This window comes from Oceaniglobus sp. K40-3 (assembly GCF_055808395.1).
This window is the reverse complement of record NZ_CM147868.1, coordinates 339,312-358,917: the sequence shown is the minus strand read 5'-3', so window position 1 is coordinate 358,917 and position 19,606 is coordinate 339,312. Positions and strand designations below refer to the sequence as shown.

At 61.2% G+C, this 19,606-nt stretch carries 24 protein-coding genes; 17 read left to right on the top strand and 7 right to left on the bottom strand.

Annotated elements, in window-relative coordinates; all coding sequences use genetic code 11:
• Positions 1-117: 117 nt before the first annotated feature.
• Positions 118-2,679 (bottom strand): leucine--tRNA ligase, encoded by a 2,562-nt coding sequence (leuS, locus tag AC0L7P_RS01895; protein WP_473434240.1) that lies wholly within the window; start codon positions 2,677-2,679, stop codon positions 118-120.
• A 155-nt stretch (positions 2,680-2,834) separates the two neighbouring features.
• On the opposite strand from leuS, the gene AC0L7P_RS01890 reads away from it, so the two are divergent.
• Genes AC0L7P_RS01890 through AC0L7P_RS01880 form a run of 3 tightly spaced genes read left to right on the top strand, consistent with a single transcriptional unit; the run spans position 2,835 to position 4,069 of the window.
• Positions 2,835-3,395 (top strand): glycosyltransferase, encoded by a 561-nt coding sequence (locus tag AC0L7P_RS01890; RefSeq protein ID WP_473434239.1) that lies wholly within the window; start codon positions 2,835-2,837, stop codon positions 3,393-3,395.
• Positions 3,388-3,954 (top strand): glycosyltransferase, encoded by a 567-nt coding sequence (locus tag AC0L7P_RS01885; protein ID WP_473434238.1) that lies wholly within the window; start codon positions 3,388-3,390, stop codon positions 3,952-3,954. Before AC0L7P_RS01890 ends, AC0L7P_RS01885 begins: the two co-directional genes overlap by 8 nt.
• Positions 3,917-4,069 carry a hypothetical protein gene (locus tag AC0L7P_RS01880; RefSeq protein WP_473435547.1) on the top strand — a complete coding sequence of 51 codons (153 nt, stop codon included), beginning with the start codon at positions 3,917-3,919 and terminating at the stop codon, positions 4,067-4,069. The genes AC0L7P_RS01885 and AC0L7P_RS01880 overlap by 38 nt, the downstream gene beginning before the upstream one ends.
• On the opposite strand, the gene AC0L7P_RS01875 is transcribed toward AC0L7P_RS01880, so the two are convergent.
• On the bottom strand, positions 4,066-4,572 hold the full coding sequence (locus AC0L7P_RS01875) for a DUF3576 domain-containing protein (RefSeq protein WP_473435524.1): 507 nt from the start codon (positions 4,570-4,572) through the stop codon (positions 4,066-4,068). The genes AC0L7P_RS01880 and AC0L7P_RS01875 overlap by 4 nt on opposite strands.
• 286 nt (positions 4,573-4,858) lie before the next feature.
• Between AC0L7P_RS01875 and AC0L7P_RS01870 the strand changes: the two genes are divergently transcribed.
• Positions 4,859-5,746, top strand: a complete 888-nt coding sequence (locus AC0L7P_RS01870) for a porin (RefSeq protein WP_473434237.1) — start codon at positions 4,859-4,861, stop codon at positions 5,744-5,746.
• 100 nt (positions 5,747-5,846) lie between these two features.
• Positions 5,847-6,500, top strand: a complete 654-nt coding sequence (locus AC0L7P_RS01865) for a YggS family pyridoxal phosphate-dependent enzyme (protein WP_473434236.1) — start codon at positions 5,847-5,849, stop codon at positions 6,498-6,500.
• Here the strand turns inward: AC0L7P_RS01865 and AC0L7P_RS01860 are convergent.
• Positions 6,492-6,989: a L,D-transpeptidase family protein gene (locus AC0L7P_RS01860; protein ID WP_473434235.1), complete on the bottom strand. Its 498-nt coding sequence runs from the start codon at positions 6,987-6,989 to the stop codon at positions 6,492-6,494. The genes AC0L7P_RS01865 and AC0L7P_RS01860 overlap by 9 nt on opposite strands.
• Positions 6,986-8,056 (bottom strand): GTP cyclohydrolase II, encoded by a 1,071-nt coding sequence (ribA, locus tag AC0L7P_RS01855; RefSeq protein ID WP_473434234.1) that lies wholly within the window; start codon positions 8,054-8,056, stop codon positions 6,986-6,988. The genes AC0L7P_RS01860 and ribA overlap by 4 nt, the downstream gene beginning before the upstream one ends.
• Before the next feature lie 153 nt (positions 8,057-8,209).
• Here ribA and AC0L7P_RS01850 point away from each other — a divergent pair, with 153 nt between their 5' ends.
• From AC0L7P_RS01850 to AC0L7P_RS01825, 6 genes are all read left to right on the top strand, one after another.
• Complete coding sequence (locus AC0L7P_RS01850; RefSeq protein ID WP_473434233.1) at positions 8,210-8,896, top strand: response regulator transcription factor; 687 nt, start codon at positions 8,210-8,212, stop codon at positions 8,894-8,896.
• A 184-nt stretch (positions 8,897-9,080) separates the two neighbouring features.
• On the top strand, positions 9,081-9,572 hold the full coding sequence (locus tag AC0L7P_RS01845) for a papain-like cysteine protease family protein (RefSeq protein WP_473434232.1): 492 nt from the start codon (positions 9,081-9,083) through the stop codon (positions 9,570-9,572).
• A gap of 42 nt (positions 9,573-9,614) precedes the next feature.
• Entirely contained in the window at positions 9,615-10,235 is a 621-nt protein-coding gene (locus AC0L7P_RS01840) for a ribonuclease HII (protein ID WP_473434231.1), read from the top strand.
• A gap of 159 nt (positions 10,236-10,394) precedes the next feature.
• Positions 10,395-11,468, top strand: coding sequence for a DNA methyltransferase (locus AC0L7P_RS01835; RefSeq protein ID WP_473435523.1), 1,074 nt, complete (start codon positions 10,395-10,397; stop codon positions 11,466-11,468).
• A gap of 150 nt (positions 11,469-11,618) precedes the next feature.
• Positions 11,619-12,062 carry a hypothetical protein gene (locus AC0L7P_RS01830; protein WP_473434230.1) on the top strand — a complete coding sequence of 148 codons (444 nt, stop codon included), beginning with the start codon at positions 11,619-11,621 and terminating at the stop codon, positions 12,060-12,062.
• Positions 12,013-12,636: a zinc-binding dehydrogenase gene (locus AC0L7P_RS01825; RefSeq protein ID WP_473434229.1), complete on the top strand. Its 624-nt coding sequence runs from the start codon at positions 12,013-12,015 to the stop codon at positions 12,634-12,636. The genes AC0L7P_RS01830 and AC0L7P_RS01825 overlap by 50 nt, the downstream gene beginning before the upstream one ends.
• Positions 12,637-12,761: 125 nt before the next feature.
• On the opposite strand, the gene AC0L7P_RS01820 is transcribed toward AC0L7P_RS01825, so the two are convergent.
• Both AC0L7P_RS01820 and AC0L7P_RS01815 read right to left on the bottom strand, forming a co-directional pair.
• The gene (locus tag AC0L7P_RS01820) at positions 12,762-13,427 is read right to left on the bottom strand and encodes a DsbA family protein (RefSeq protein WP_473434228.1); all 666 of its coding nucleotides are present in this window, start codon (positions 13,425-13,427) and stop codon (positions 12,762-12,764) included.
• A gap of 9 nt (positions 13,428-13,436) precedes the next feature.
• Positions 13,437-13,961 (bottom strand): DUF721 domain-containing protein, encoded by a 525-nt coding sequence (locus AC0L7P_RS01815; RefSeq protein ID WP_473434227.1) that lies wholly within the window; start codon positions 13,959-13,961, stop codon positions 13,437-13,439.
• 84 nt (positions 13,962-14,045) lie between these two features.
• Here AC0L7P_RS01815 and mutY point away from each other — a divergent pair, with 84 nt between their 5' ends.
• The 3 genes from mutY to serB all read left to right on the top strand — a co-directional run bounded on the left by mutY (position 14,046) and on the right by serB (position 17,237).
• Positions 14,046-15,101 carry an A/G-specific adenine glycosylase gene (gene mutY, locus AC0L7P_RS01810; RefSeq protein ID WP_473434226.1) on the top strand — a complete coding sequence of 352 codons (1,056 nt, stop codon included), beginning with the start codon at positions 14,046-14,048 and terminating at the stop codon, positions 15,099-15,101.
• A 60-nt stretch (positions 15,102-15,161) separates the two neighbouring features.
• Positions 15,162-16,286, top strand: a complete 1,125-nt coding sequence (locus AC0L7P_RS01805; protein ID WP_473435522.1) for an alkane 1-monooxygenase — start codon at positions 15,162-15,164, stop codon at positions 16,284-16,286.
• Between the two features lie 63 nt (positions 16,287-16,349).
• Positions 16,350-17,237: a phosphoserine phosphatase SerB gene (gene serB, locus AC0L7P_RS01800; protein WP_473434225.1), complete on the top strand. Its 888-nt coding sequence runs from the start codon at positions 16,350-16,352 to the stop codon at positions 17,235-17,237.
• 20 nt (positions 17,238-17,257) lie between these two features.
• On the opposite strand, the gene AC0L7P_RS01795 is transcribed toward serB, so the two are convergent.
• Positions 17,258-18,268, bottom strand: coding sequence for an asparaginase (locus AC0L7P_RS01795; protein ID WP_473434224.1), 1,011 nt, complete (start codon positions 18,266-18,268; stop codon positions 17,258-17,260).
• Positions 18,269-18,447: 179 nt separating this feature from the next.
• Between AC0L7P_RS01795 and AC0L7P_RS01790 the strand changes: the two genes are divergently transcribed.
• From AC0L7P_RS01790 to AC0L7P_RS01780, 3 genes are all read left to right on the top strand, one after another.
• On the top strand, positions 18,448-18,978 hold the full coding sequence (locus AC0L7P_RS01790; protein WP_473434223.1) for an invasion associated locus B family protein: 531 nt from the start codon (positions 18,448-18,450) through the stop codon (positions 18,976-18,978).
• 114 nt (positions 18,979-19,092) lie between these two features.
• Entirely contained in the window at positions 19,093-19,374 is a 282-nt protein-coding gene (locus AC0L7P_RS01785) for a hypothetical protein (RefSeq protein ID WP_473434222.1), read from the top strand.
• A gap of 2 nt (positions 19,375-19,376) precedes the next feature.
• Positions 19,377-19,577, top strand: coding sequence for a hypothetical protein (locus AC0L7P_RS01780; RefSeq protein WP_473434221.1), 201 nt, complete (start codon positions 19,377-19,379; stop codon positions 19,575-19,577).
• The last annotated feature ends 29 nt before the right edge of the window (positions 19,578-19,606 follow it).

Sequence of the window (19,606 nt, the reverse complement as noted above, 5' to 3'; positions counted from 1 at the left end):
GCTTGGTTCGTCGATGGCGATGGCACCGCGCAGGCCCGCCGCAGCGCCCCCGGCCCATAGGCGGGGGCGAACCCGCAGGCGGGCAGGGCGGCGAGAGCCGCGAGAAGAAGGCTGCGTCTAGAGTACGACATTAACGATCCGGCCCGGGACAACGATGAGTTTCCTGACCACGGCACCATCGGCCGTGGCCCGTTTCACAGCATCGCTTGCCAGCGCCAGTTTTTCAATCTCATCCTTGGGCATGTCGCGGGGCACGGTGATTTCGGCCCGGCGTTTGCCGTTGATCTGGATCGGCAGGGTGATTTCATCATCGATCAACATTTTCTCATCGGCGGTGGGCCAGGGGGCGTTGGCGATCAGGCCGGTGCCGCCCAGATGATCCCAGAGTTCTTCGGCCAGATGGGGGGTCATGGGGGACATGAGTTGGGCGAGAGTTTTTGCGGCCTGGGTTTTGGCGGCGCGTCCTGCGGTGGATTTTTGCAGGGCGCTGGTAAAGCCATAGAGGCGGGCGACGGAGGTGTTGAAGCCAAAGGATTCGATGCCCATGGTCACGTCATGGATTGCCTTGTGCATTTCGCGCAGCAGCGCCTCATCGGTCCCTTTCGGTCCCTCTTCGGGGGCTTGGGCGGCCTCGGTCACGATGCGCCAGACCCGGGCGAGGTGTTTTGAAGCGGCTTCGGCGCCCGAGGCTGTCCATTCCACATCCCGTTCGGGGGGCGAATCGGACAAAACGAACCAGCGGGCGGTGTCGGCACCGTATTGCTGGATGATCGTCACCGGGTCGACGACGTTCTTCTTGGATTTGCTCATCTTGGCCGAGGGGATGATTTCCACCGCTGTGCCGTCGGCCAGCGTGCCGTCTTTAACGTCTTGCGGCAGATGATAGACGGGCCGGCCGTTTTCGTCGCGAGTCAGGTAGATTTCGTGGGTGACCATGCCCTGGGTAAACAGCGCGTTGAACGGTTCGATCGCGGATTCGGGCAGGTGGCCGCAGGCGTGCATGGCGCGGGCGAAAAAGCGGGAATAGAGCAGGTGGAGAATCGCGTGTTCCACCCCGCCGATATATTGATCGACGTTCATCCAATAGGCGGCGTCGGCGGCATTGGTCGGGGTTGCGGCACCAGGCGAGGTGAAGCGGGCGTAATACCAGCTCGAATCCACGAAGGTATCCATCGTGTCGGTTTCCCGCTGGGCCGGTTTGCCGCATTTCGGGCAGGGCACATCGCGCCATGTGGGGTGCCAATCAAGCGGGTTACCGGGGCGATCAAAGGTGACATCCTCGGGGAGCTTGATTGGCAGGTTTTCCTTTTTCTCGGGCACCACGCCGCAGGTGTCACAATGGATCACCGGAATCGGCGCGCCCCAATAGCGTTGCCGCGACAGGCCCCAGTCGCGCAGGCGGTATTTGGTGACGCCATGACCGACGCCGTTGGATTCGCAAAAGGCGATGGCGGCGTCGATGGCCGCCTCGCCGGTTTGCTCGGTTTCTCCGGCAAAACCGCGCACATAGATCACCGGCTCGGTTTTGGGAGGGACAAAGGCCGCGCCGCCGTCTTCGGGCAGGGAGGTGCCGTCATCCGTTGCAGGGGCATATGTGGAGACCACGGGCAGGTCGTATTTACGGGCAAATTCAAGGTCGCGCGCATCGTGGGCGGGGCAGCCGAAAATCGCGCCGGTGCCGTAATCCATCAGGATGAAGTTGGCGACATAGACCGGCAATTCCCATGCGGTATCAAAGGGATGGCGCACGCGCAGGCCGGTATCAAAGCCCTTTTTCTCGGCCTTTTCCATCTCTTCTTCGGCGGTGCCCATTTTGCGGCATTCGGCGTTGAAGGCGGCCAGATCGGCGTTGTCCTTTTCCAACTGGTGGGCCAGCGGGTGATCGGGAGAAATGCCGACAAATGACGCGCCCAGCATGGTGTCGGGGCGGGTGGTGTAAACCTCGACCCGGTCATGGCCGACCGGGCCGTCGATGAGGGAGAAGGCGAATTGCAGCCCCCGCGATTTGCCGATCCAGTTGCGCTGCATCAACTTGACCTTGTCAGGCCAGTTTTCGAGGGTGTCGAGCGCGCTGAGCAATTCTTCGGAATAGTCGGAAATCTTGAAGAACCATTGGGTGAGTTCGCGCCGTTCGACCACAGCACCCGAACGCCAGCCCTTGCCGTCTTCGACCTGTTCGTTGGCCAGCACGGTCATATCCACCGGATCCCAGTTGACCACTGCGTTCTTGCGATAGACCAGATTCTTTTCCATGAAGTCGATGAACATCGCCTGTTGCTGGCCGTAATATTCAGGGTCGCAGGTGGCGAATTCGCGGGACCAGTCGAGTGACAGGCCAAGGCGCGCGAACTGCGATTTCATGTTTTCGATGTTCTGATACGTCCATTCACCGGGGTGAATCTTTTTCTCCATCGCGGCGTTTTCTGCGGGCAGGCCGAAAGCATCCCAGCCCATGGGGTGCAAAACGGCGTGGCCGGTGCTGAGCTTGTAGCGCGCCACCACATCGCCCATGGTGTAATTGCGCACATGGCCGATGTGCAGGTTGCCCGACGGGTAGGGGAACATCTCAAGCACGTAATACTTTGGCTTGGCGTCATCCCTTTGGGCGGTGAATGTCCCCGCCGTTTCCCAGGCCTGTTGCCATTTCGGTTCGATATCAGCGGCGGAGTAGCGGGACATGGATCGGGCCTTTGTTCACGGGACAGCAACTTTCGCTTGATATGGCGGGATGTGCGATTGGTCCAGTGGGCAATGGGGCGTGGATTTGGGTCGTGACGCACGGGTGCATTGTCGTATAGCCTTGGCGCGGTTGTTGAATGCGTGGCGGAGGGCCGATGAAGATCCTGTTTTTGCACCAGAACTTTCCGGGGCAGTTCAAACATCTGGCGCCGGCCCTGGCGGCGGCCGGGCATGATGTTGTCGCCCTGACCAGCCGGGTGGAAAAGCCGCAGATCTGGCAAGGCGTGCGGTTGATTGCCTATCGGTGGAACGATCCGAGCGGGCAGGCGCATCATCCCTGGCTGACCAACCTGAACGGGGCGATGCACCGGGGGGCCACCGTTTACCGGGTGGCGGCGCAACTGGCCGAACAGGGATACAGCCCCGATTTGGTGATCGGGCATTCCGGCTGGGGGGAAACATTGTTCGTACCCGATGTCTGGCCCAGGGCGAAACTGGGGGTGTTCAGCGAATTTCATTATCAGGCAACAGGGGCCGACATCGGCTTTGACCCCGAATTCGCCTTGACGGGTGCCTTTGGTGAAGGGGCGCGGATGCGAATGCGCAACCTTTCCATGCGCCTGCAACTGGAACAGGCGGACGCGGCCCTTTGCCCGACCATTTGGCAGGCCGACACACACCCCCGCCCTGCGCAAAAAGATCACGGTGGTGCATGACGGGATCGACACCGATCAGGCGCGCCTCGATCCGGGCGCAAAGGTGACGCTGGATGGTGTAACCCTGAGCCGCGAGGACGAGGTGATTACCTTCGTCAATCGCAACCTTGAGCCGTACCGTGGGTTTCATATTTTCATGCGCGGTTTGGGTGATCTTTTGCGCGCCCGCCCCAATGCCCGGGTGATCGTGGTGGGCGGTGATGGCGTCAGCTATGGCACCGCGCCGAAAGAGGGCGGCACATGGCGCGAAAAGATGACAGCCGAGGTGCGCGGCGCGATTCCCGATGCCGATTGGGCGCGGGTGCATTTCGTGGGCAAGCTGCCTTACAGTGACTTTCTGTCACTTCTGCGGGTGTCCACCGTCCATCTTTACCTGACTTATCCGTTTGTGCTGAGCTGGAGCCTGATGGAGGCGATGGCCTGTGAGGCGGCGATCGTGGCCAGCGCGACTCAGCCGGTGCAAGAGGTGATCGAAGACGGCGAAACCGGCGTGCTGTTCGATTTCTTCGATCTCGCGCGCCATGGTGGATCAGATCGACCGGCTGTGCCGCGACCCTGAACTGCGCGCCCGATTGGGCCGTAACGCGCGGGCGCGGGTGCTGGAACGGTACGATCTGAAAACCATCTGCCTGCCCCGCCAGTTTCAGTGGGTGGCAGATTTGGCGAAGGCCTAAAGTTTGCTGTCGCGGATGCGCAACTGGCGGGCGCGGGTCAGGATCGCGTCTTCGATGGCGCGCACCGTATCCACGCTGGCCGGGCCGCCGCGGGTTTGCAGCGCCACATTCAGCGACCGCGCGTCAAGGGCAGGATCCTGTACATATACAGTGGCGCGATAGGCGCGTCCGCCGCCCGGCGGGGTGCCATAGCCATAAACCAGAACGCCCGAGAACGGATCAGCGGCCTGCACCGGCATAAAGTTCAACACTTCCTGCGCGGCGTTCCAGATGTATTTGTTCACCTCTATGGTGGTGTTGGGATCGTCGGCATTGGTGAACAGATCGAGGAACGTCGATCTCGTTCGGCTTTTGCTGCAACTCGCGTTCGCGGTATTCACGGGTGATCTTGTCGGCTTCGCTTTCCTTGCTGGGATCGTTGCGGAAGAACCCAGTTCCGCCACAAGCCGTAAGGCTGAGTATAAGAGCCGCCGAAAAGCCCATCTTTGTGATCGCGCGCATATGCATAAGGTGCCCTCACCCCTTGTTTTTCCCGTGTGTAGCCGAGCGGTTGTGGTGTCACAAGGATTTTTGAGGAAAAGCGCGGTTGTCAGTGACACTATACACAGGTGGGGCGTGGCCGCAGGGCGGTGAAAACACTGTGGCAAAGCTGCACCATCTGAAACCGGTTTGCGGGGTGGCGAAAGGGGCCGCTTGCAATCAAGGCCGGTGCGCGCGAATTAGGCTCATGTCTCACTTCGGATTTCCTGGATTGAGATGAACCTTTTGAGAATTACGAGGGAAATCGAAATGAAAAAAGTTCTCCTGGCATCCACCGCGCTGATCCTGTCGGCCGGTATCGCCTCTGCAGAAGTAACCGTTGGTGGCGACGCCCGCATGGGTATCATCGACAACTTCGATGACGATCTGGCCTTCACCAGCCGTATCCGCATCTCGTTCGCCGCTTCGGGTGAAACCGATGGTGGCCTGTCGTTCGGTGGTAGCATCCGCGCCGACAACGCCGGTTCGGGCAATGGCAACGAAGCCATGACCGCTGGTACGGTTTTCATCTCCGGCGCTTTCGGCAAACTGTCGATGGGTGACGTTGATGGTGGTGCTGAATCCGCTCTGGGTAACGTTTCCGGCGTTGGCCTCACCGGCCTGGGCGACCTGAACGAAACCAACTATGCACAAGACAGCGCACAAGACACCTCGGCTCTGTACGAGTACACCACCGGTGGTCTGTCGTTCTACGTGTCGGCTTCGCAGCCCGACGACAACGCCAACAGCGCTGGCGATGCGCCTGCTTCGGCCAACACCTATGGTCTGGGTGTGAAGTACGCCTGGGGTGATTACACCGTTGGTCTGGGTTACGAAGATGTGGACGGTGGCGCCAGCCAGATCCTTCTCGGTGGTACCGCTGCATTCGGCGACGCGACCGTTAAAGGTATCTACGGCCGCATCGATTACGCTGGTGGTGGCAATGGCGACCAGTACGCTCTGTCGCTGGACTATGTCTTCGGTGCAACCACCGCGACCGTGTTCTATGCAGACCAGGAAGACTACGGCGGAGCGAAAGCCTACGGTCTGGGCGCGTCCTATGACCTGGGTGGCGGTGCTGCTCTCAAAGGCGGCTATGTCAAGAACGACACCGCTGACGTTGACGGCTTTGACTTCGGTGTGTCGATGTCCTTCTAATTCCTTACGGAATTGGACGACGGAAAGAGCGGGCTTTGGCCCGCTCTTTTCTTTTGTGCCGCTCTGTGGCCTATCTGGGGCAAAACCAAGGAGCCGCATCATGAGCCTGTCAGACATCACCGCCCGCATCCGCGCCGCCGAAACAGCCGCCGGACGCGCCCCCGGATCAACCGATCTGATTGCCGTGAGCAAGGTTCAGCCGCTGGACCGGGTCGAGGCGGTTCTGGAAGAAGGCCACCGGGTGTTCGGGGAAAACCGGGTGCAGGAGGCAGCAGGCAAATGGCCCGATTTGCAGGCGCGCTTCGGTGACTGCACCTTGCACCTTCTGGGACCATTGCAATCCAACAAGGCCCGCCAGGCGATGGAGCTGTTTCAGGTGATCCATTCGCTGGACCGGCCCAAACTGGCCAAGGCCCTTGCGCGGTTGGCACAGGAAACCGGCGACTGTCCCGATCTGTTCATTCAGGTAAATACCGGGGAAGAGCCGCAAAAGGCAGGGGTTCTGCCCGCCGACGTGGATGGGTTCGTGGCTGAATGCCGGGCGCTTGACCTGCCGTTGCTGGGCCTGATGTGCATTCCCCCAGCCGAGGAAGAACCGAGCCTGCATTTTGCGCTGTTGGCCAAGATGGCGGCGCGCAACGGGCTGCACGGGCTGTCCATGGGAATGTCGGGCGATTACGAAAAGGCGGTATCGTTCGGCGCCACCCATGTGCGGGTGGGATCGGCGATTTTCGGCGCGCGTGTGTCACCCTGAGATGAACAGCCCGGTGCCGGGCGGGCAGTGTTGCGCCAGCCAAAGCAGGTGGCGCGGTGCCATGGCGATGCAGCCCTCGGTCGGGTGGCCCGGTTTGCGCCAGCGATGCAGGAAAATGGCCGAGCCTTTGTGTGCCGTCGCCCTTGGCCAGTTCCAATCGGTCAGCAGCACCAGATCATAAAGAGGATCGGCGCGGCGCAATTTTTCATGGCTGTGGCCATAGGGCGCGCGCACCATCTGGTTGTAATCGGGGGCGTTGGGCGCATCGGACCACAGATCACCGGGGCGGATGGGCCATGCCCAAGGGGCCGGGCGGGGGATCCGGTCGGGACGATAAAGCAGGCCGGTGATGCGATGCACGCCCGTGGGGGTGGCGCCGTCGCCTTCGCTTTTGTCATCGGTCAACCCGCCGCGCCCGATGGCACAGGGAATCAGCCGCCCCCTGCACCGCAGCCCTCGCCGGGTCAGCACCAGATCGCCGGGCGTCACAGAAGATGGCCCGATTTGGCGGCTTTGGTGCGCAGATAGGCCTCGTTCAGGGGGTTTTGTCCGGCGCGCAGGGGCACCCGTTCAACCACATCCAGCCCGCATTCAACCAGCATATTTACCTTGCGGGGGTTGTTGGTCAGCAGGCGCACGCGAGCGACCCCGAGGGCCGACAGCATCCGCGCACCGATGCGAAAATCACGTTCGTCATCCTCAAACCCCAAGCGGTGGTTGGCCTCGACCGTGTCAAACCCCTGATCCTGAAGCGAATAGGCGCGCATTTTATTGGTCAGCCCAATGCCGCGCCCCTCTTGGTTGAGATACAGCAGGATGCCGCCGCCTGCCTCGGCCATCTGCGCCAGTGCGCCGTTCAATTGTGGCCCGCAATCGCATTTGAGCGAGCCGAGAACGTCACCGGTGAAACAGGCCGAATGCAGCCGGGTCAGAACCGGCGCGCTGCGGTCGGGTTTGCCGATCTCGACGGCGTAATGTTCATCGCCGCCATCCTCGGGGCGAAAGATGTGCAACCGCCCGGCCCCTGCGGCCATGGGCAGGCGCGCGGCAATCACCGGTGCAATCCGGGAATCCCCCATCAGATCCAGCGCGGGATCGCGCAGGTCGATCCCGGTCAGATCGCTGGCATCCCCGGTAAGGGGCACAAGCAGGGCGCCGGGCAAAAGCCGCGCGGATTTCAACAGGGCAATGGCGGCGCGGGCATGGGCGGTGTCGCCACCGCGCACCGGTTGAAACGGCCCCTTCAACGGGCTGCGCAGATCGTCGGCGGGGTCAATAATCGCGCGCAGGCGGGGCAGGTCCATGGACCCAGGCACCGCGATCCGGGTGAGATCACCGTCATAGGTGGGGGTTTTCAGGGTCTGCGCCCGGCGATGGGTGATGGCCAGAACGGCGCCCCCCATGGCCAGCAGGGTGGCAAAACGGGCCGGGCTCAGAACCTCGGGCGCGGCCATCAGCATGGCCGCGTCACCTGTGCGCAGCACGATGGGCAGACCGGTGCGCAGGTCAGACCGTGCACGGGCCAGACGTTCGGCGGTGGTGGGGGCAAGGGACATATGTGGCGCCTTTCTTACCGGATGTTTAGGCATGACGCGCAGGAAAGTGAAACATTTCCCACCCACAGCACACGAACGTGTGAGCATGATGCAGCAATTCTTGTCCTTTGCGTGACTTGGATACATCTGCGTGGGGTAACGGAGGATGACACCATGAGCAGTCTCAAGAAAATTCTTCTCGTCGACGATGACGACGATCTGCGCGAAGCTTTGTCCGAACAGTTGATGATGACCGAGGATTTCGACGTATTCGAAGCCGCCAACGGCCAAGAGGCGTTGGACCAGATCAAGGCCGGGCTGTTCGATCTGTTGATTCTCGATGTGGGTTTGCCTGATACGGACGGGCGCGAATTGTGCCGCCTGATGCGCAAGCAGGGGATGAAATGCCCGACGATCATGCTGACCGGCCATGACAGTGATGCAGACGCAATTCTGGGGCTGGATGCGGGGGCCAATGATTATGTGACCAAACCGTTCCGCTTTCCGGTGCTGTTGGCGCGTATCCGCGCCCAGTTGCGCCAGCATGAACAAAGCGAGGACGCCGTGTTCCAGCTTGGGCCGTATTCGTTCCGCCCGGCGCAAAAGATGCTGATTGACGAGGTCGATAAAAAGATCCGGCTGACCGAGAAGGAAACGAATATTCTCAAGTTTCTGTACCGTGCCACGGATGGCGTGGTGGCGCGTGATGTGCTGCTGCATGAGGTCTGGGGATACAACGCCGGGGTGACGACGCACACGCTGGAAACCCATATCTATCGGCTGCGTCAAAAAATTGAACCAGATCCCTCTAACGCGCGTTTGCTTGTAACCGAGAGCGGTGGTTATCGCCTCGTTGCGTAAGAATCCCGCCTGTGCATCCGGGTCATGATGCACATCCCTCCCTGTTGGACTTGCCCGGGCCTTGTGCCCGGGCTTTTTTCGTTTCGGGTCGGGGAAACCTGACTAGGGCGGGGCAAGGGCCAGTGCTAGGATCATGGCGCCTGCTTTTTGCGTCCCGACGATTCCCTGATCAACGAGGTTGAAGATGGCGATTTCCTATGACGTTCCCCTTGTGCCGCAAACAACAAACATGTCGTGCTGGGCGGCCAGCATCGCGATGATCCTTGGTTGGAAGCACCAGCAATGCATTGCCGATATTACCATCGCCGCCAATCATGGCGGCACCAGTTACCTGCCGAACATGCAGTCGGGGCTGGACCCGAATGACCGCTATATCCTTGAACGCAACGGTTTCATGTTGGATGAACCCATGTGTTACACGCAGGGCGCGATCATGGACCGGCTCAGCGCCCATGGCCCTCTGTGGGTGGCCTCTGCCGTTCCGTCGCCCCATATCCGGGTGGTGTGTGGTATGGATGGCGGCCAGCTGCGGATCAACGATCCGGCACCGGTGAATGTGGGCGCCAGGTATAATCGCTCATTCGAGACCTTCTTTGGCCGGATGGAAACCTTGGGCAGTCAGGAAATGGGGCAGAGCGCACCGATCTATGTCGCGTATCTGCGCGCCGCTGCCTAAGCGGTCTTGCCTCTGGGGGCGGGTTCGCTAGGGTCCGCCCCCATGATAATTCCTGATTATTCCCTTGAAGAGGCCGCGTTGGCGCGGGGCCACCACCGCATTGCGGGTGTCGATGAGGTGGGGCGTGGCCCCTGGGCCGGGCCGGTGATGGCCGCGGCGGTGGTGCTGAACCCGGCGCATATTCCGCCGGGCTTGAACGATTCCAAAAAGCTGAGCGCAAAGGCCCGGGCGCGGCTGGAGGCGCTGATCGTGGCGCAGGCCGAGGTGGGCATCGGCGTGGCCAGTGTGGAAGAGATCGACGAGATCAATATCCTGCGCGCGAGCCACCTTGCCATGGTGCGCGCCCTCCACGCCCTGCCGGTGCCGGCCGATTTTGCACTGATCGACGGGAATATGATTCCGCGTGACATGCCCTGCCCGGCACAACCTGTGGTCAAGGGGGACGGGCGGTCTGTCAGCATTGCGGCGGCCTCAATTGTGGCCAAAATCAGGCGAGATTTAGGCATGGTGGCGCTGGCGCAACAGCACCCGGGATATGGTTGGGAAACCAACGCCGGTTATGGGACCGCTGCGCATATATCCGCGCTGAGAAATCTTGGTGTGACCCCACACCATAGGCGTTCGTTCAAACCTATCCACAATATCTTGTATCAAGACAATTAACTAACCGACTGATTCAAAAAGAAATTGACGGTGATTCGCGTTTGAATCACATTAGCCTCAACAACACGGAACGCCGCAAAGGCGCCGGATAAAGAGGCAGACATGACAATAAAATCCAAGAGCGGCACCGCGGTGCGGCCACAGAAGACCTGCGCAAAAATGGCAGAGCTGCCGCTGAATCAGATCCTTGCAGGGGATTGCATTGATCTGATGAATGCCCTGCCGGAAAATTCCGTCGACCTGATCTTTGCCGATCCCCCCTACAACCTTCAATTGAAGGGCGATCTGTACCGTCCCGACAATTCCCATGTGGATGCGGTGGATGATGCCTGGGATCATTTCGCATCATTTTCATCCTATGATCAGTTCACCGAGGCGTGGTTGAAAGCGGCGCGGCGGCTGCTGAAACCCAATGGTGCGATCTGGGTGATCGGCAGTTATCACAATATTTTCCGGGTTGGCGCAGCGATGCAGAACGCCGGATACTGGATTTTGAACGATGTGGTCTGGCGCAAATCCAACCCGATGCCGAATTTTCGGGGCAAGCGTCTGACCAATGCCCATGAAACGCTGATCTGGGCAAGCAAGGAAGAGGCGAGCAAATACACCTTCAACTATGAGGCGCTCAAGCAGTTGAACGAGGGTGTGCAGATGCGCAGCGATTGGGTGCTGCCGATCTGCACCGGCCATGAACGCCTGAAGAATGATAACGGCGACAAGGCCCATCCGACGCAAAAACCCGAAAGCCTGCTGCATCGGGTGATTCTGGGCACGACAAACCCGGGCGACGTGGTGCTTGACCCGTTCTTTGGCACTGGAACGACCGGCGCCGTGGCCAAGATGCTGGGCCGTGAATTCATCGGGTTGGAGCGGGAAGAGGCGTATCGCAAGGTTGCCGAAGAACGCCTGAGCCGGGTGCGCAAGTTCGACAAGGAAGCGCTGAGCGTGACCGGGTCGAAACGTGCCGAACCGCGGGTGCCGTTCGGTCAGTTGGTCGAGCGGGGCATGTTGCGCCCGGGTGAAATGTTGACCAACAACCGTGGCCAGATGGCCAAGGTGCGCGCCGATGGTACGCTGATTGCCGACGATGTGCGGGGATCAATCCATCAGGTGGGTGCGGCGCTGGAAGGCGCGCCATCCTGCAACGGCTGGACTTACTGGAACTTCAAACGCGACGGCAAGACGGTGCCGATCGATCTGCTGCGCCAGCAGATCCGCGCTGAAATGACCTGAGACGCGCCCATACCAGAACAACAGTTACCGCCAGTGCCTGTGGCCATGCCACGGCGCACTCACCTTGCCCCGCCTTTCCTTTGGATCGGCGGGGTTTTTTTGTTGCCGGAGCGGCCTTAGGTGGAGGGTAAACATAGAGAAGGATAAATCATGACCGATACCGTCAAGGCGATCACGCTGGCCGCGCGCCCCAAGGGCACGCCCGAGCTGTCGGATTTTGGAACCACGACCGTTGCGATGGATGCACCGGGCAAGGGCCAGGTGGCTGTGCGAGTGCTGTGGCTTTCGCTTGACCCGTACATGCGCGGGCGGATGGATGACGCCAAATCCTATGCTGCACCTGTGCCGTTGGGCGGGGTGATGGAAGGGCAGGCCGTGGGCGAGGTGACGGTTTCAAACGCCGAAGGATCTCGCGCCAGGCGACATCGTGATCGGGCCTTTCGGGTGGAGCGAAGGCGCAGTGGTGGATGCCACGCATCTGCGCCAGATCGATCCGAAACGCGCGCCGATCCAGACCGCATTGGGCGTGTTGGGGATGCCCGGATTGACCGCCTGGGTTGGGCTGAACGACATTGCCGAGGCAAAGGCGGGTGAAACCATCGTCGTGTCGGCCGCCACCGGGGCTGTCGGATCGGTTGTGGGGCAATTGGCCAAAGCCAAGGGGCTGCGCGTGATCGGTGTCGCTGGCGGGGCAGAAAAATGCGCCTATGCAGTGAATGAGCTGGGATATGACGCCTGTATCGACCACCGCGCCCCCGATTTGGCCGCGCAGTTAAAAGACGTGGCGCCAGAGGTAGATATCTATTTCGAGAATGTCGGGGGCGCCACCCTGTCGGCGGTGCTGCCGCTGATGGTTGTGGGCGGGCGGATCGCGCTGATCGGGATGATCGCCTGGTACAACGGCAAGAATCTGGATCAGGCGATGCCGCTGCCCGCCATGTGGCGCGCAATTCTGACCAAGCGTCTGCGGGTGCAGGGGATGATCGTGGCGGATCATGCCGACCGGAGCGCTGCGTTTTTCGATGAAGTCGCGCCGATGGTTGCGGATGGCCGGGTAAAGTACCGCGAAACCGTGGCCGAAGGGTTGGACGCTGCGCCCAAAGCGTTTCTTGCGATGCTGGAGGGTGGCAATTTCGGCAAGCAGTTGGTCAAAGTGGCCGAAGCCTGATCCAAAGGAGCGGGCTGGCGCCCGCACGACATTATATGCGGGCGCGCCTCTGGTCCACTTGCGCGAAACCGGCGGGGCGGGGCAGGGGCGCGTGATTTGCGCCGCCTGCCCTGCTTCGGGCCGGATTATTCGGCCAATTTTTCGTCGAGCAGTTTCGAGAAGTCGGCATAGCTCATGTTGCTGTATTTCGTGCCGTTGATGATGAACGACGGGGTTGAGTTGATTTCGTCGTCCTTGGCGTTCTTTTCCCATGTGGCGACCATGGCCTGTGCCTTGTCCGCGTCGGCCATGCAGGCATCAAGCTGGGCATCGCTCAGGCCTGCTGTTTTGCCGATGCGGCGCAGGTTGTCGGCCACCTGTGCGGGTTCGCCCTGGGTCCATTCGCGTTGCTGGGCATAGATCAGATCGTTGATCCCGAAATAACGCAGCGGCCCGCCACAGCGCGCCACCATCCCGGCCCACAAGCCGTAACGATCAAAATACACTTCGCGATAGATAAAGTTGATCTTGTCGGTGTTGATATAATTGGTCTTGATCTGTTGCAGTGGCCCATCGTGAAAATCCCGGCAATGGGGGCAGGTGAACGAGGCATATTCGATCACGGTCACCTTGGCATCGGGGTTGCCCATCGACATGTCCTTGACCAGGGAAAGATCGGCCTCGCCCGTCGCTTCCTGGGCGTCCAGCGCAAACGAGGTTATGGCGGTCGTGTCGGTTTTGGTGGTCGAATAATACCATGCGCCACCGGCGATCAGGGCGAAGGCAAGGAGTGAGGGAAGAAAACGGTTCATGAAGGTGCCTTATCTGCGGGTTTTCTGGGTCAGCACGTTGCGCCCGAGGGATTCGAGCGCGGCGCGCAGGCTGTCGTCGGCGATTGGTGCAACGGCCGCCTGGGCGGTTGCGGTGATTTCGGGGTCGGGTTCGGCGGGTTTCGGTTTTGGCCGGTGGTCAAAGCTGGCCTGCCCGTCGGCAAATCCGGTGGGTGCCGTCTGGGTGATGCGCACCCGGGAAATGGCGGCATAGCCATAACAGGCATTCACCTTTTCGCGAATTTTTTCCTTTTGCATTTCCAGCATCGGCGCCTGCGCCCCGGTGGTCAGCAAAACAAGGGTTGCCCCGAAATTGCCTCGCCCATAACTGACATTTACCGGGCGGCAGACCGTTGAAACATCAGGCCCGGCGATTTCGGCCCAATGGGTCAGCAGCCGGGTGACCGCAAAGCCGCGCTTTTCGCCCACCGCCCGGATCTGGCGCTGCAACAAGGAGGATGTCATCTGAAACCCCTTGCTGAACTTGCGTTTCGCGGGGCGGGGTGGCTGGCTCATGTCGGTTCCGGTTGCAGGGTCACTCTGGTTTTAGGGCCTGTGGCGGTGCATACCAAGAGTAACAGTGAAATGGGACCATAAAGATTGCGTGAAACGGACCTGAGCAGCGCGCTTTTGGCGTGGTATGATAGCCATGCGCGCGAAATGCCATGGCGGGTGTCGCCTGCGGATCGCGCGGCGGGCCTGCGCCCCGACCCTTACCGGGTGTGGCTGTCCGAGGTGATGCTGCAACAAACCACGGTGGCCGCTGTGCGCGGCTATTTCCACCGCTTTACCGCCCGTTGGCCCCGGGTCGGGGATTTGGCAGCGGCGCAAGATGGCGATGTCATGGGGGAATGGGCCGGCCTTGGATATTACGCACGGGCGCGCAATCTGTTGAAATGCGCGCGCGCTGTGGTCGCGCTGGGCGGGGCGTTTCCTGATAATCGTGACGAGTTGCTTAAACTGCCGGGGATCGGCCCCTATACCGCCGCTGCGATTTCGGCGATTGCGTTTGATCGCTGTGAAACCGTGGTCGATGGCAATGTCGAGCGGGTGATGGCGCGGTTGTTTGCCGTTGAAACACCCCTGCCCACCGCCAAACCTGAACTGACCGCCCTCGCCGCCCGCCTGACCCCGGCGCACCGCCCGGGCGATTATGCACAGGCGGTGATGGATCTGGGCGCCACGATCTGCACGCCCAAATCCCCGGCCTGCGGGATCTGCCCCTTGATGGCCTGCTGTGCCGCGCGGGCCAGCGGAATCGCGGCACAATTGCCCCGCAAGCTGCCCAAACAGGCCAAGCCGGTGCGCCGGGGTATTGCCTATGTGGCGCGCCGGGCCGATGGCGCGTTCCTGTTGGAACGGCGACCGGACCGGGGGCTGTTGGGCGGGATGCTGGGCTGGCCCGGCGCACCCTGGGGCGAACAAGAGGTGGAGCAGCCACCGATCACCGCCGATTGGCGTGATCCCGGGGTCGAGGTGCGCCACACCTTCACCCATTTTCACCTGATCCTGTCAGTCCGCACCGCCGCTGTCAGCCAAAGTGCCGAACCCGATGTCGGCACGTTCATACCGCCCGAAGATTTCAGCCCCGCCGCCCTGCCCACAGTGATGCGCAAGGTTCACGACGCGGCGTCTGGCCGCATTCCCGGTGATTGAGCGGTAATACTTCTGCGTTATACTGCCGCAAACCCAACGCCAAAGGCCCCCGCGATGACCATGAAACCCCTTTCCGGCCTGACCCGCGCCTTGCCGTTCTGGCTGTCGCTTGCGCTGATTCCGCTTTTGGCTGTGGGGGCGTCGCAAGGGGGCTGGACTCTTGGTCTGGTGCCGGTCTGCACCTGGTATCTGTTTTCCATCGTCGATGTCTTTGCCGGGCTTGATGAACGCAACCCCGACCCGCAAACACCGGATACGCAATTGTTCTGGTATCGTTTGATCACCATGATCTGGTTTCCGGTGCAATTCGCGATGACCTTTGGCCTGATCTGGTATGTCGCCCACACCGGCCACCTTGCCACATGGGAAAAGATCGTGCTGTTTTTCGGTGTCGGGGTGATCAATGGCACCATCGGCATCACCTATGCCCATGAATTGATGCACCAGAAACCAAAACTTGAACGCTGGATGGGCGATCTGTTGCTGGCCATGGTGTTTTATTCGCATTTCCGCAGTGAACACCTGTTGGTGCATCACCGCTATGTTGGCACCCCGCGCGATCCGGTGACGGCGCGCTATAACGAAGGGTTCCACCGGTTCTTTCTCCGGGTGCTGCACCAATGTCTGCGCTCGTCCTTCAGGGCCGAAGCGGCGATGCTGGCGCGCAAGGGCCTGTCGCGCTGGCATCGTTCAAACCCGTTCTGGCGCTATTGGGCGTTGCAGGCCGGTTGTGTCGCACTGGCGCTGGTACTGGGCGGTTGGGCGGGGCTGGCCCTGTTGCTCTGGTCAAGCTGGATTGCGGTGTGGCAGTTGGAACTGGTGAATTACGTCGAACACTACGGGTTGACGCGCAAACATCTGGGCGGGGGGCGTTATGAGCACGTCAAACCGCATCATTCCTGGAATGCCTCTCATACCGGGTCAAACTGGCTGTTGATCAATCTGCAACGCCATTCCGATCACCATTATAAACCCGACCGCCGGTTCCCCCTGTTGCAAACCTATGACGAAACCGAAGCGCCGCAATTGCCCGTCGGCTATCCGTTGATGACGATGCTGGCCATGGCGCCGCCCCTGTGGCGCCGCCGGATGAACCCCAAAGTACGGCAATGGCGGCGCGCCCATTACCCCGAGATCACGGATTGGAAACCCTATGCCAAGGCCACCAATCCCCTGCCGCGATAAGGGCTTTGCATCCGGGGGGCGCCGTGGTTTTAACGCGCCATAGACCACGCCAAGGAACCTGCCATGTATGTCGTTACCCTGCTGACCAATCCCGCGCACCCGGGGCTTGACCCGGCTTTGACAGATGCCCTGCGCAACGCATGGGGCGGCGGGGATGTGCAATGGCTGGCGGCGGACGAGGCGGCGGAATTCGCGCTGGCGCAGCGGCCTGAAAACCTGCCCGAGGTCTGGGCGACGTTGCAGGCACAGGGTGTGGATCTTGCGTTTCAACCGCTTGAAAACCGGCGCAAAAAGCTGCTGATCGCGGATATGGACAGCACGATGATCGGGCAGGAATGTATCGACGAACTGGCCGATTGCGCCGGGGTGGGCGCCCATGTGGCGGGTATCACCGCCCGCGCCATGAACGGTGAGTTGGATTTTGAAGCGGCCCTGCACGAACGGGTTGCCTTGCTTGCCGATCTGCCGGTGACCGTGATCGACGAGGTGCTGACCACCCGTATCACCCTTACCCCCGGCGGGCCGGAATTGTTGGCCACAATGAAAGCCAACGGCGCCTACGCCGCCCTTGTGTCAGGCGGGTTTACCCAGTTCACCACCCGCATCGCCGCGCGGCTTGGCTTTGACGAACACCGCGCCAATACCCTGATTTCCAGTGGCGACAGGCTGACCGGCGAGGTGGGCCAGCCGATCCTGGGCCAGCAGGCCAAGCTTGACGCGCTGCACGGCATTTGCGGCAAACGGGGCATCACCCCCGCCGATGCCATGGCGGTGGGCGACGGCGCCAACGATCTGGCGATGATCCGCGCCGCCGGGGCCGGGGTCGCCCTGCACGCCAAACCCGCCGTCGCCGCCAAGGCCAGCCTCAGGATCAACCACGGCGACCTCAGCGCACTGCTGTTTCTTCAGGGCTACAGCAGGGATGAATTCATCACCCCCGCTTTTTACTGATAAAAATACTCAAAAAACGCCTACCCAATGCGCCCCTCGCAAAAGCCGCGCGCCTTTTCCACCGATCCAACCTGCACCCCGGCCCGGTTCAACAGCGGCGCGCCCAATCGCCTGACCGTGGCCGGATGGGCCGGGTCAAGCACCCCAAGCGCCACAAGAATCGCCGCGATGGCACATTCCGACGCCCGGGTTGCGCCATCGACGATCTTGATTGCCACGCCCAGCCCTTGATCGGGCAACATGGCGACAAACACCGCCTCGGCGCCTGTCTTTATCGCAATCCCACCGCCCATGGCGCGCATCAGTTCGGTGCAGGCGCGCCCTTCACCAGCCACCAGTTCGGGGTGGGCGGCCATCGCCTCGCGCAGCTGCGCCATGGCGGCTTGTCGTGTCCCCTGGCCATCACGGGCACTGGCAAAGCGGGCCATGGCATGGGCCAGCCCCTGCACTGTCGTGGCGAAATTGGGCGCAGAACAGCCGTCAATCCCGTATCCGGGGCTGTCCACGCCTGTCACCTCTTCAAACGCGGCGCGCGCTGCCTTTTGCACCGGATGGGCGATATCCACATAGTCCGGCCCGGCCTTGAGGTGCCGGGTCAGGGTCAGAAAACCGGCGTGCTTGCCGGAACAATTGTTATGAACCTGACAGGGTTCTTCATGGGCGCGGATCATGGCCAGCTTCAGCTCGGTATCGCGCGACGGTTCGGGACCACAGCGCAGATTGTCATCCCCCATTCCCATATCGCGCAGCCAGGCGTTGACGGCCTCAACATGGATCGGTGCGCCCTGATGTGACGCACAAGACAGGGCAAGCTGTCGCTGAGACAGGCCGGCCGCCCGGGCGGCGCCGCTTTCCACCAAAGGCAGGGCCTGAAGCATCTTGCACGACGAGCGCGGAAAGATCACCGTGTCCGGATCCCCCCAGGCCTGCACAATCTGGCCCGTGCCATCGCAGATCACACCATGCCCGGTATGGGCAGATTCCAGCAATCCGCCGCGCCAGACCTCGACCATCGTTTCAGCAGTTGTCATGGGGTTCGTCTTCCTTTCACGGTTAAGCGATTTTCCGCCGCAGGGGGTTTTATTGGCTGTGCTTTTGCCGTTAAAGTCGCACCGCAGAGACAAAAAGGAAACCGCGCTGTTCAAGGCCTGCCCAGATGGGCCGTGTGCGCGCTCCCGAGAGGCAGAGGCAGCTGGAGGCTGTGATTGATATGAATTCATTCTTCGTGCGTATCGGTGTGACCATGGCGCTTGCGGTGGGGGCGACGGGCGCATTTGCGCAGGCCGAATCCACCAACCGGGTTGCCGTTGAAACCGCTTGGGCCGTGTTCGTCGAAAACGATCCCAAGGAATGCTGGAGCGTGTCCAGCCCCAAACAGACCGTCAATTCGAAAGATGGGCGCGTTGTTGCCGTGCGTCGGGGTGATATCCTGATGTTTGTCAGTTTCCGCCCCGGATCGGGCGCAAAGGCCGAGGTATCGTTTACCGGTGGTTATCCCTTTGCGCCGGGATCGACTGTCAGCATGGATGTCGGCGGCACCAAGTTTGAGCTGTTCGTCGATGGCGAATGGGCCTGGCCGGCCTCGGATGCCGAGGATGCCAAGATCGTAGCCGCTCTGAAACGCGGCTCCGAGGCGGTGCTGACCGCCCGTTCATCACGCGGCACCAAGACCGAAGATACGTTTTCGCTGTTTGGTTTCACTGCGGCGATGGACGAAGCATCCAAGCGCTGCGCCAACTGATTGGCGGCCCGCTGCCTGGCGGGACACTTTGCGGCGACACAAAGGCGCGATTCGCCATACTGAGGTCAGGATCACCGGGTTGGGTGGGTGTGCGTTTACCCATACCGGATTCCCATGCCTCCTGATCCCTTTGCCGTTGTCACCTGCCCCGAAATCGTCGGCTTGTTTCACGCCCTGTTCATGGGCGTGCCCGCGGGGGCATGCCTGAGCCTGAACATCACACCGCTGGGCGGGATTATGGCATTGGTGGCACTTGGTGTGGGGGTGATGTGTTTGCAGATGTTGGTGCATCGGATGCTGCATGGGCCAAGTGCCGCGCAATCGGCACGGAAAGACGACGGGGCAAGCCTGCGTGACATTGGAAACCGCGCCCGGGCGCGGCGGGTGGGGGCCTGACGATGATCCTGCAAAGCTGTCATATGGGCCAGGCCCGTGATCTATTCGAGGTGCTGGCGGTTCTCCCCGATTGTGCCATCACCCTGGCCGGTCCGATGGTCATTCCGTTGGTCGCCGCAGTGTTGATTTTTCTGATCGGAGTCGCGCGTCATGGCTGCGTGGAAGACAATACGCCGCCCGCTGCCCTGTCGCGCCGTGAATGATCGCCGCGTCAGTGCAGGCTGTGCTTTGT

What these genes read in the sequence shown, in the direction of transcription:
- AC0L7P_RS01840 (WP_473434231.1), top strand. Translation starts at nt 9,615, where the DNA reads ATGATAATTCCTGATTATTCCCTTGAAGAGGCCGCGTTGGCGCGGGGC.
- AC0L7P_RS01845 (WP_473434232.1), top strand. Translation starts at nt 9,081, where the DNA reads ATGGCGATTTCCTATGACGTTCCCCTTGTGCCGCAAACAACAAACATG.
- AC0L7P_RS01890 (WP_473434239.1), top strand. Translation starts at nt 2,835, where the DNA reads ATGAAGATCCTGTTTTTGCACCAGAACTTTCCGGGGCAGTTCAAACAT.
- AC0L7P_RS01880 (WP_473435547.1), top strand. Translation starts at nt 3,917, where the DNA reads ATGGTGGATCAGATCGACCGGCTGTGCCGCGACCCTGAACTGCGCGCC.
- AC0L7P_RS01780 (WP_473434221.1), top strand. Translation starts at nt 19,377, where the DNA reads ATGATCCTGCAAAGCTGTCATATGGGCCAGGCCCGTGATCTATTCGAG.
- AC0L7P_RS01805 (WP_473435522.1), top strand. Translation starts at nt 15,162, where the DNA reads ATGAAACCCCTTTCCGGCCTGACCCGCGCCTTGCCGTTCTGGCTGTCG.
- AC0L7P_RS01820 (WP_473434228.1), bottom strand. Translation starts at nt 13,427, where the DNA reads ATGAACCGTTTTCTTCCCTCACTCCTTGCCTTCGCCCTGATCGCCGGT.
- AC0L7P_RS01815 (WP_473434227.1), bottom strand. Translation starts at nt 13,961, where the DNA reads ATGAGCCAGCCACCCCGCCCCGCGAAACGCAAGTTCAGCAAGGGGTTT.
- AC0L7P_RS01865 (WP_473434236.1), top strand. Translation starts at nt 5,847, where the DNA reads ATGAGCCTGTCAGACATCACCGCCCGCATCCGCGCCGCCGAAACAGCC.
- AC0L7P_RS01835 (WP_473435523.1), top strand. Translation starts at nt 10,395, where the DNA reads ATGGCAGAGCTGCCGCTGAATCAGATCCTTGCAGGGGATTGCATTGAT.
- AC0L7P_RS01870 (WP_473434237.1), top strand. Translation starts at nt 4,859, where the DNA reads ATGAAAAAAGTTCTCCTGGCATCCACCGCGCTGATCCTGTCGGCCGGT.
- AC0L7P_RS01795 (WP_473434224.1), bottom strand. Translation starts at nt 18,268, where the DNA reads ATGACAACTGCTGAAACGATGGTCGAGGTCTGGCGCGGCGGATTGCTG.
- AC0L7P_RS01850 (WP_473434233.1), top strand. Translation starts at nt 8,210, where the DNA reads ATGAGCAGTCTCAAGAAAATTCTTCTCGTCGACGATGACGACGATCTG.
- AC0L7P_RS01785 (WP_473434222.1), top strand. Translation starts at nt 19,093, where the DNA reads ATGCCTCCTGATCCCTTTGCCGTTGTCACCTGCCCCGAAATCGTCGGC.
- AC0L7P_RS01790 (WP_473434223.1), top strand. Translation starts at nt 18,448, where the DNA reads ATGAATTCATTCTTCGTGCGTATCGGTGTGACCATGGCGCTTGCGGTG.
- ribA (WP_473434234.1), bottom strand. Translation starts at nt 8,056, where the DNA reads ATGTCCCTTGCCCCCACCACCGCCGAACGTCTGGCCCGTGCACGGTCT.
- serB (WP_473434225.1), top strand. Translation starts at nt 16,350, where the DNA reads ATGTATGTCGTTACCCTGCTGACCAATCCCGCGCACCCGGGGCTTGAC.
- leuS (WP_473434240.1), bottom strand. Translation starts at nt 2,679, where the DNA reads ATGTCCCGCTACTCCGCCGCTGATATCGAACCGAAATGGCAACAGGCC.
- AC0L7P_RS01830 (WP_473434230.1), top strand. Translation starts at nt 11,619, where the DNA reads ATGACCGATACCGTCAAGGCGATCACGCTGGCCGCGCGCCCCAAGGGC.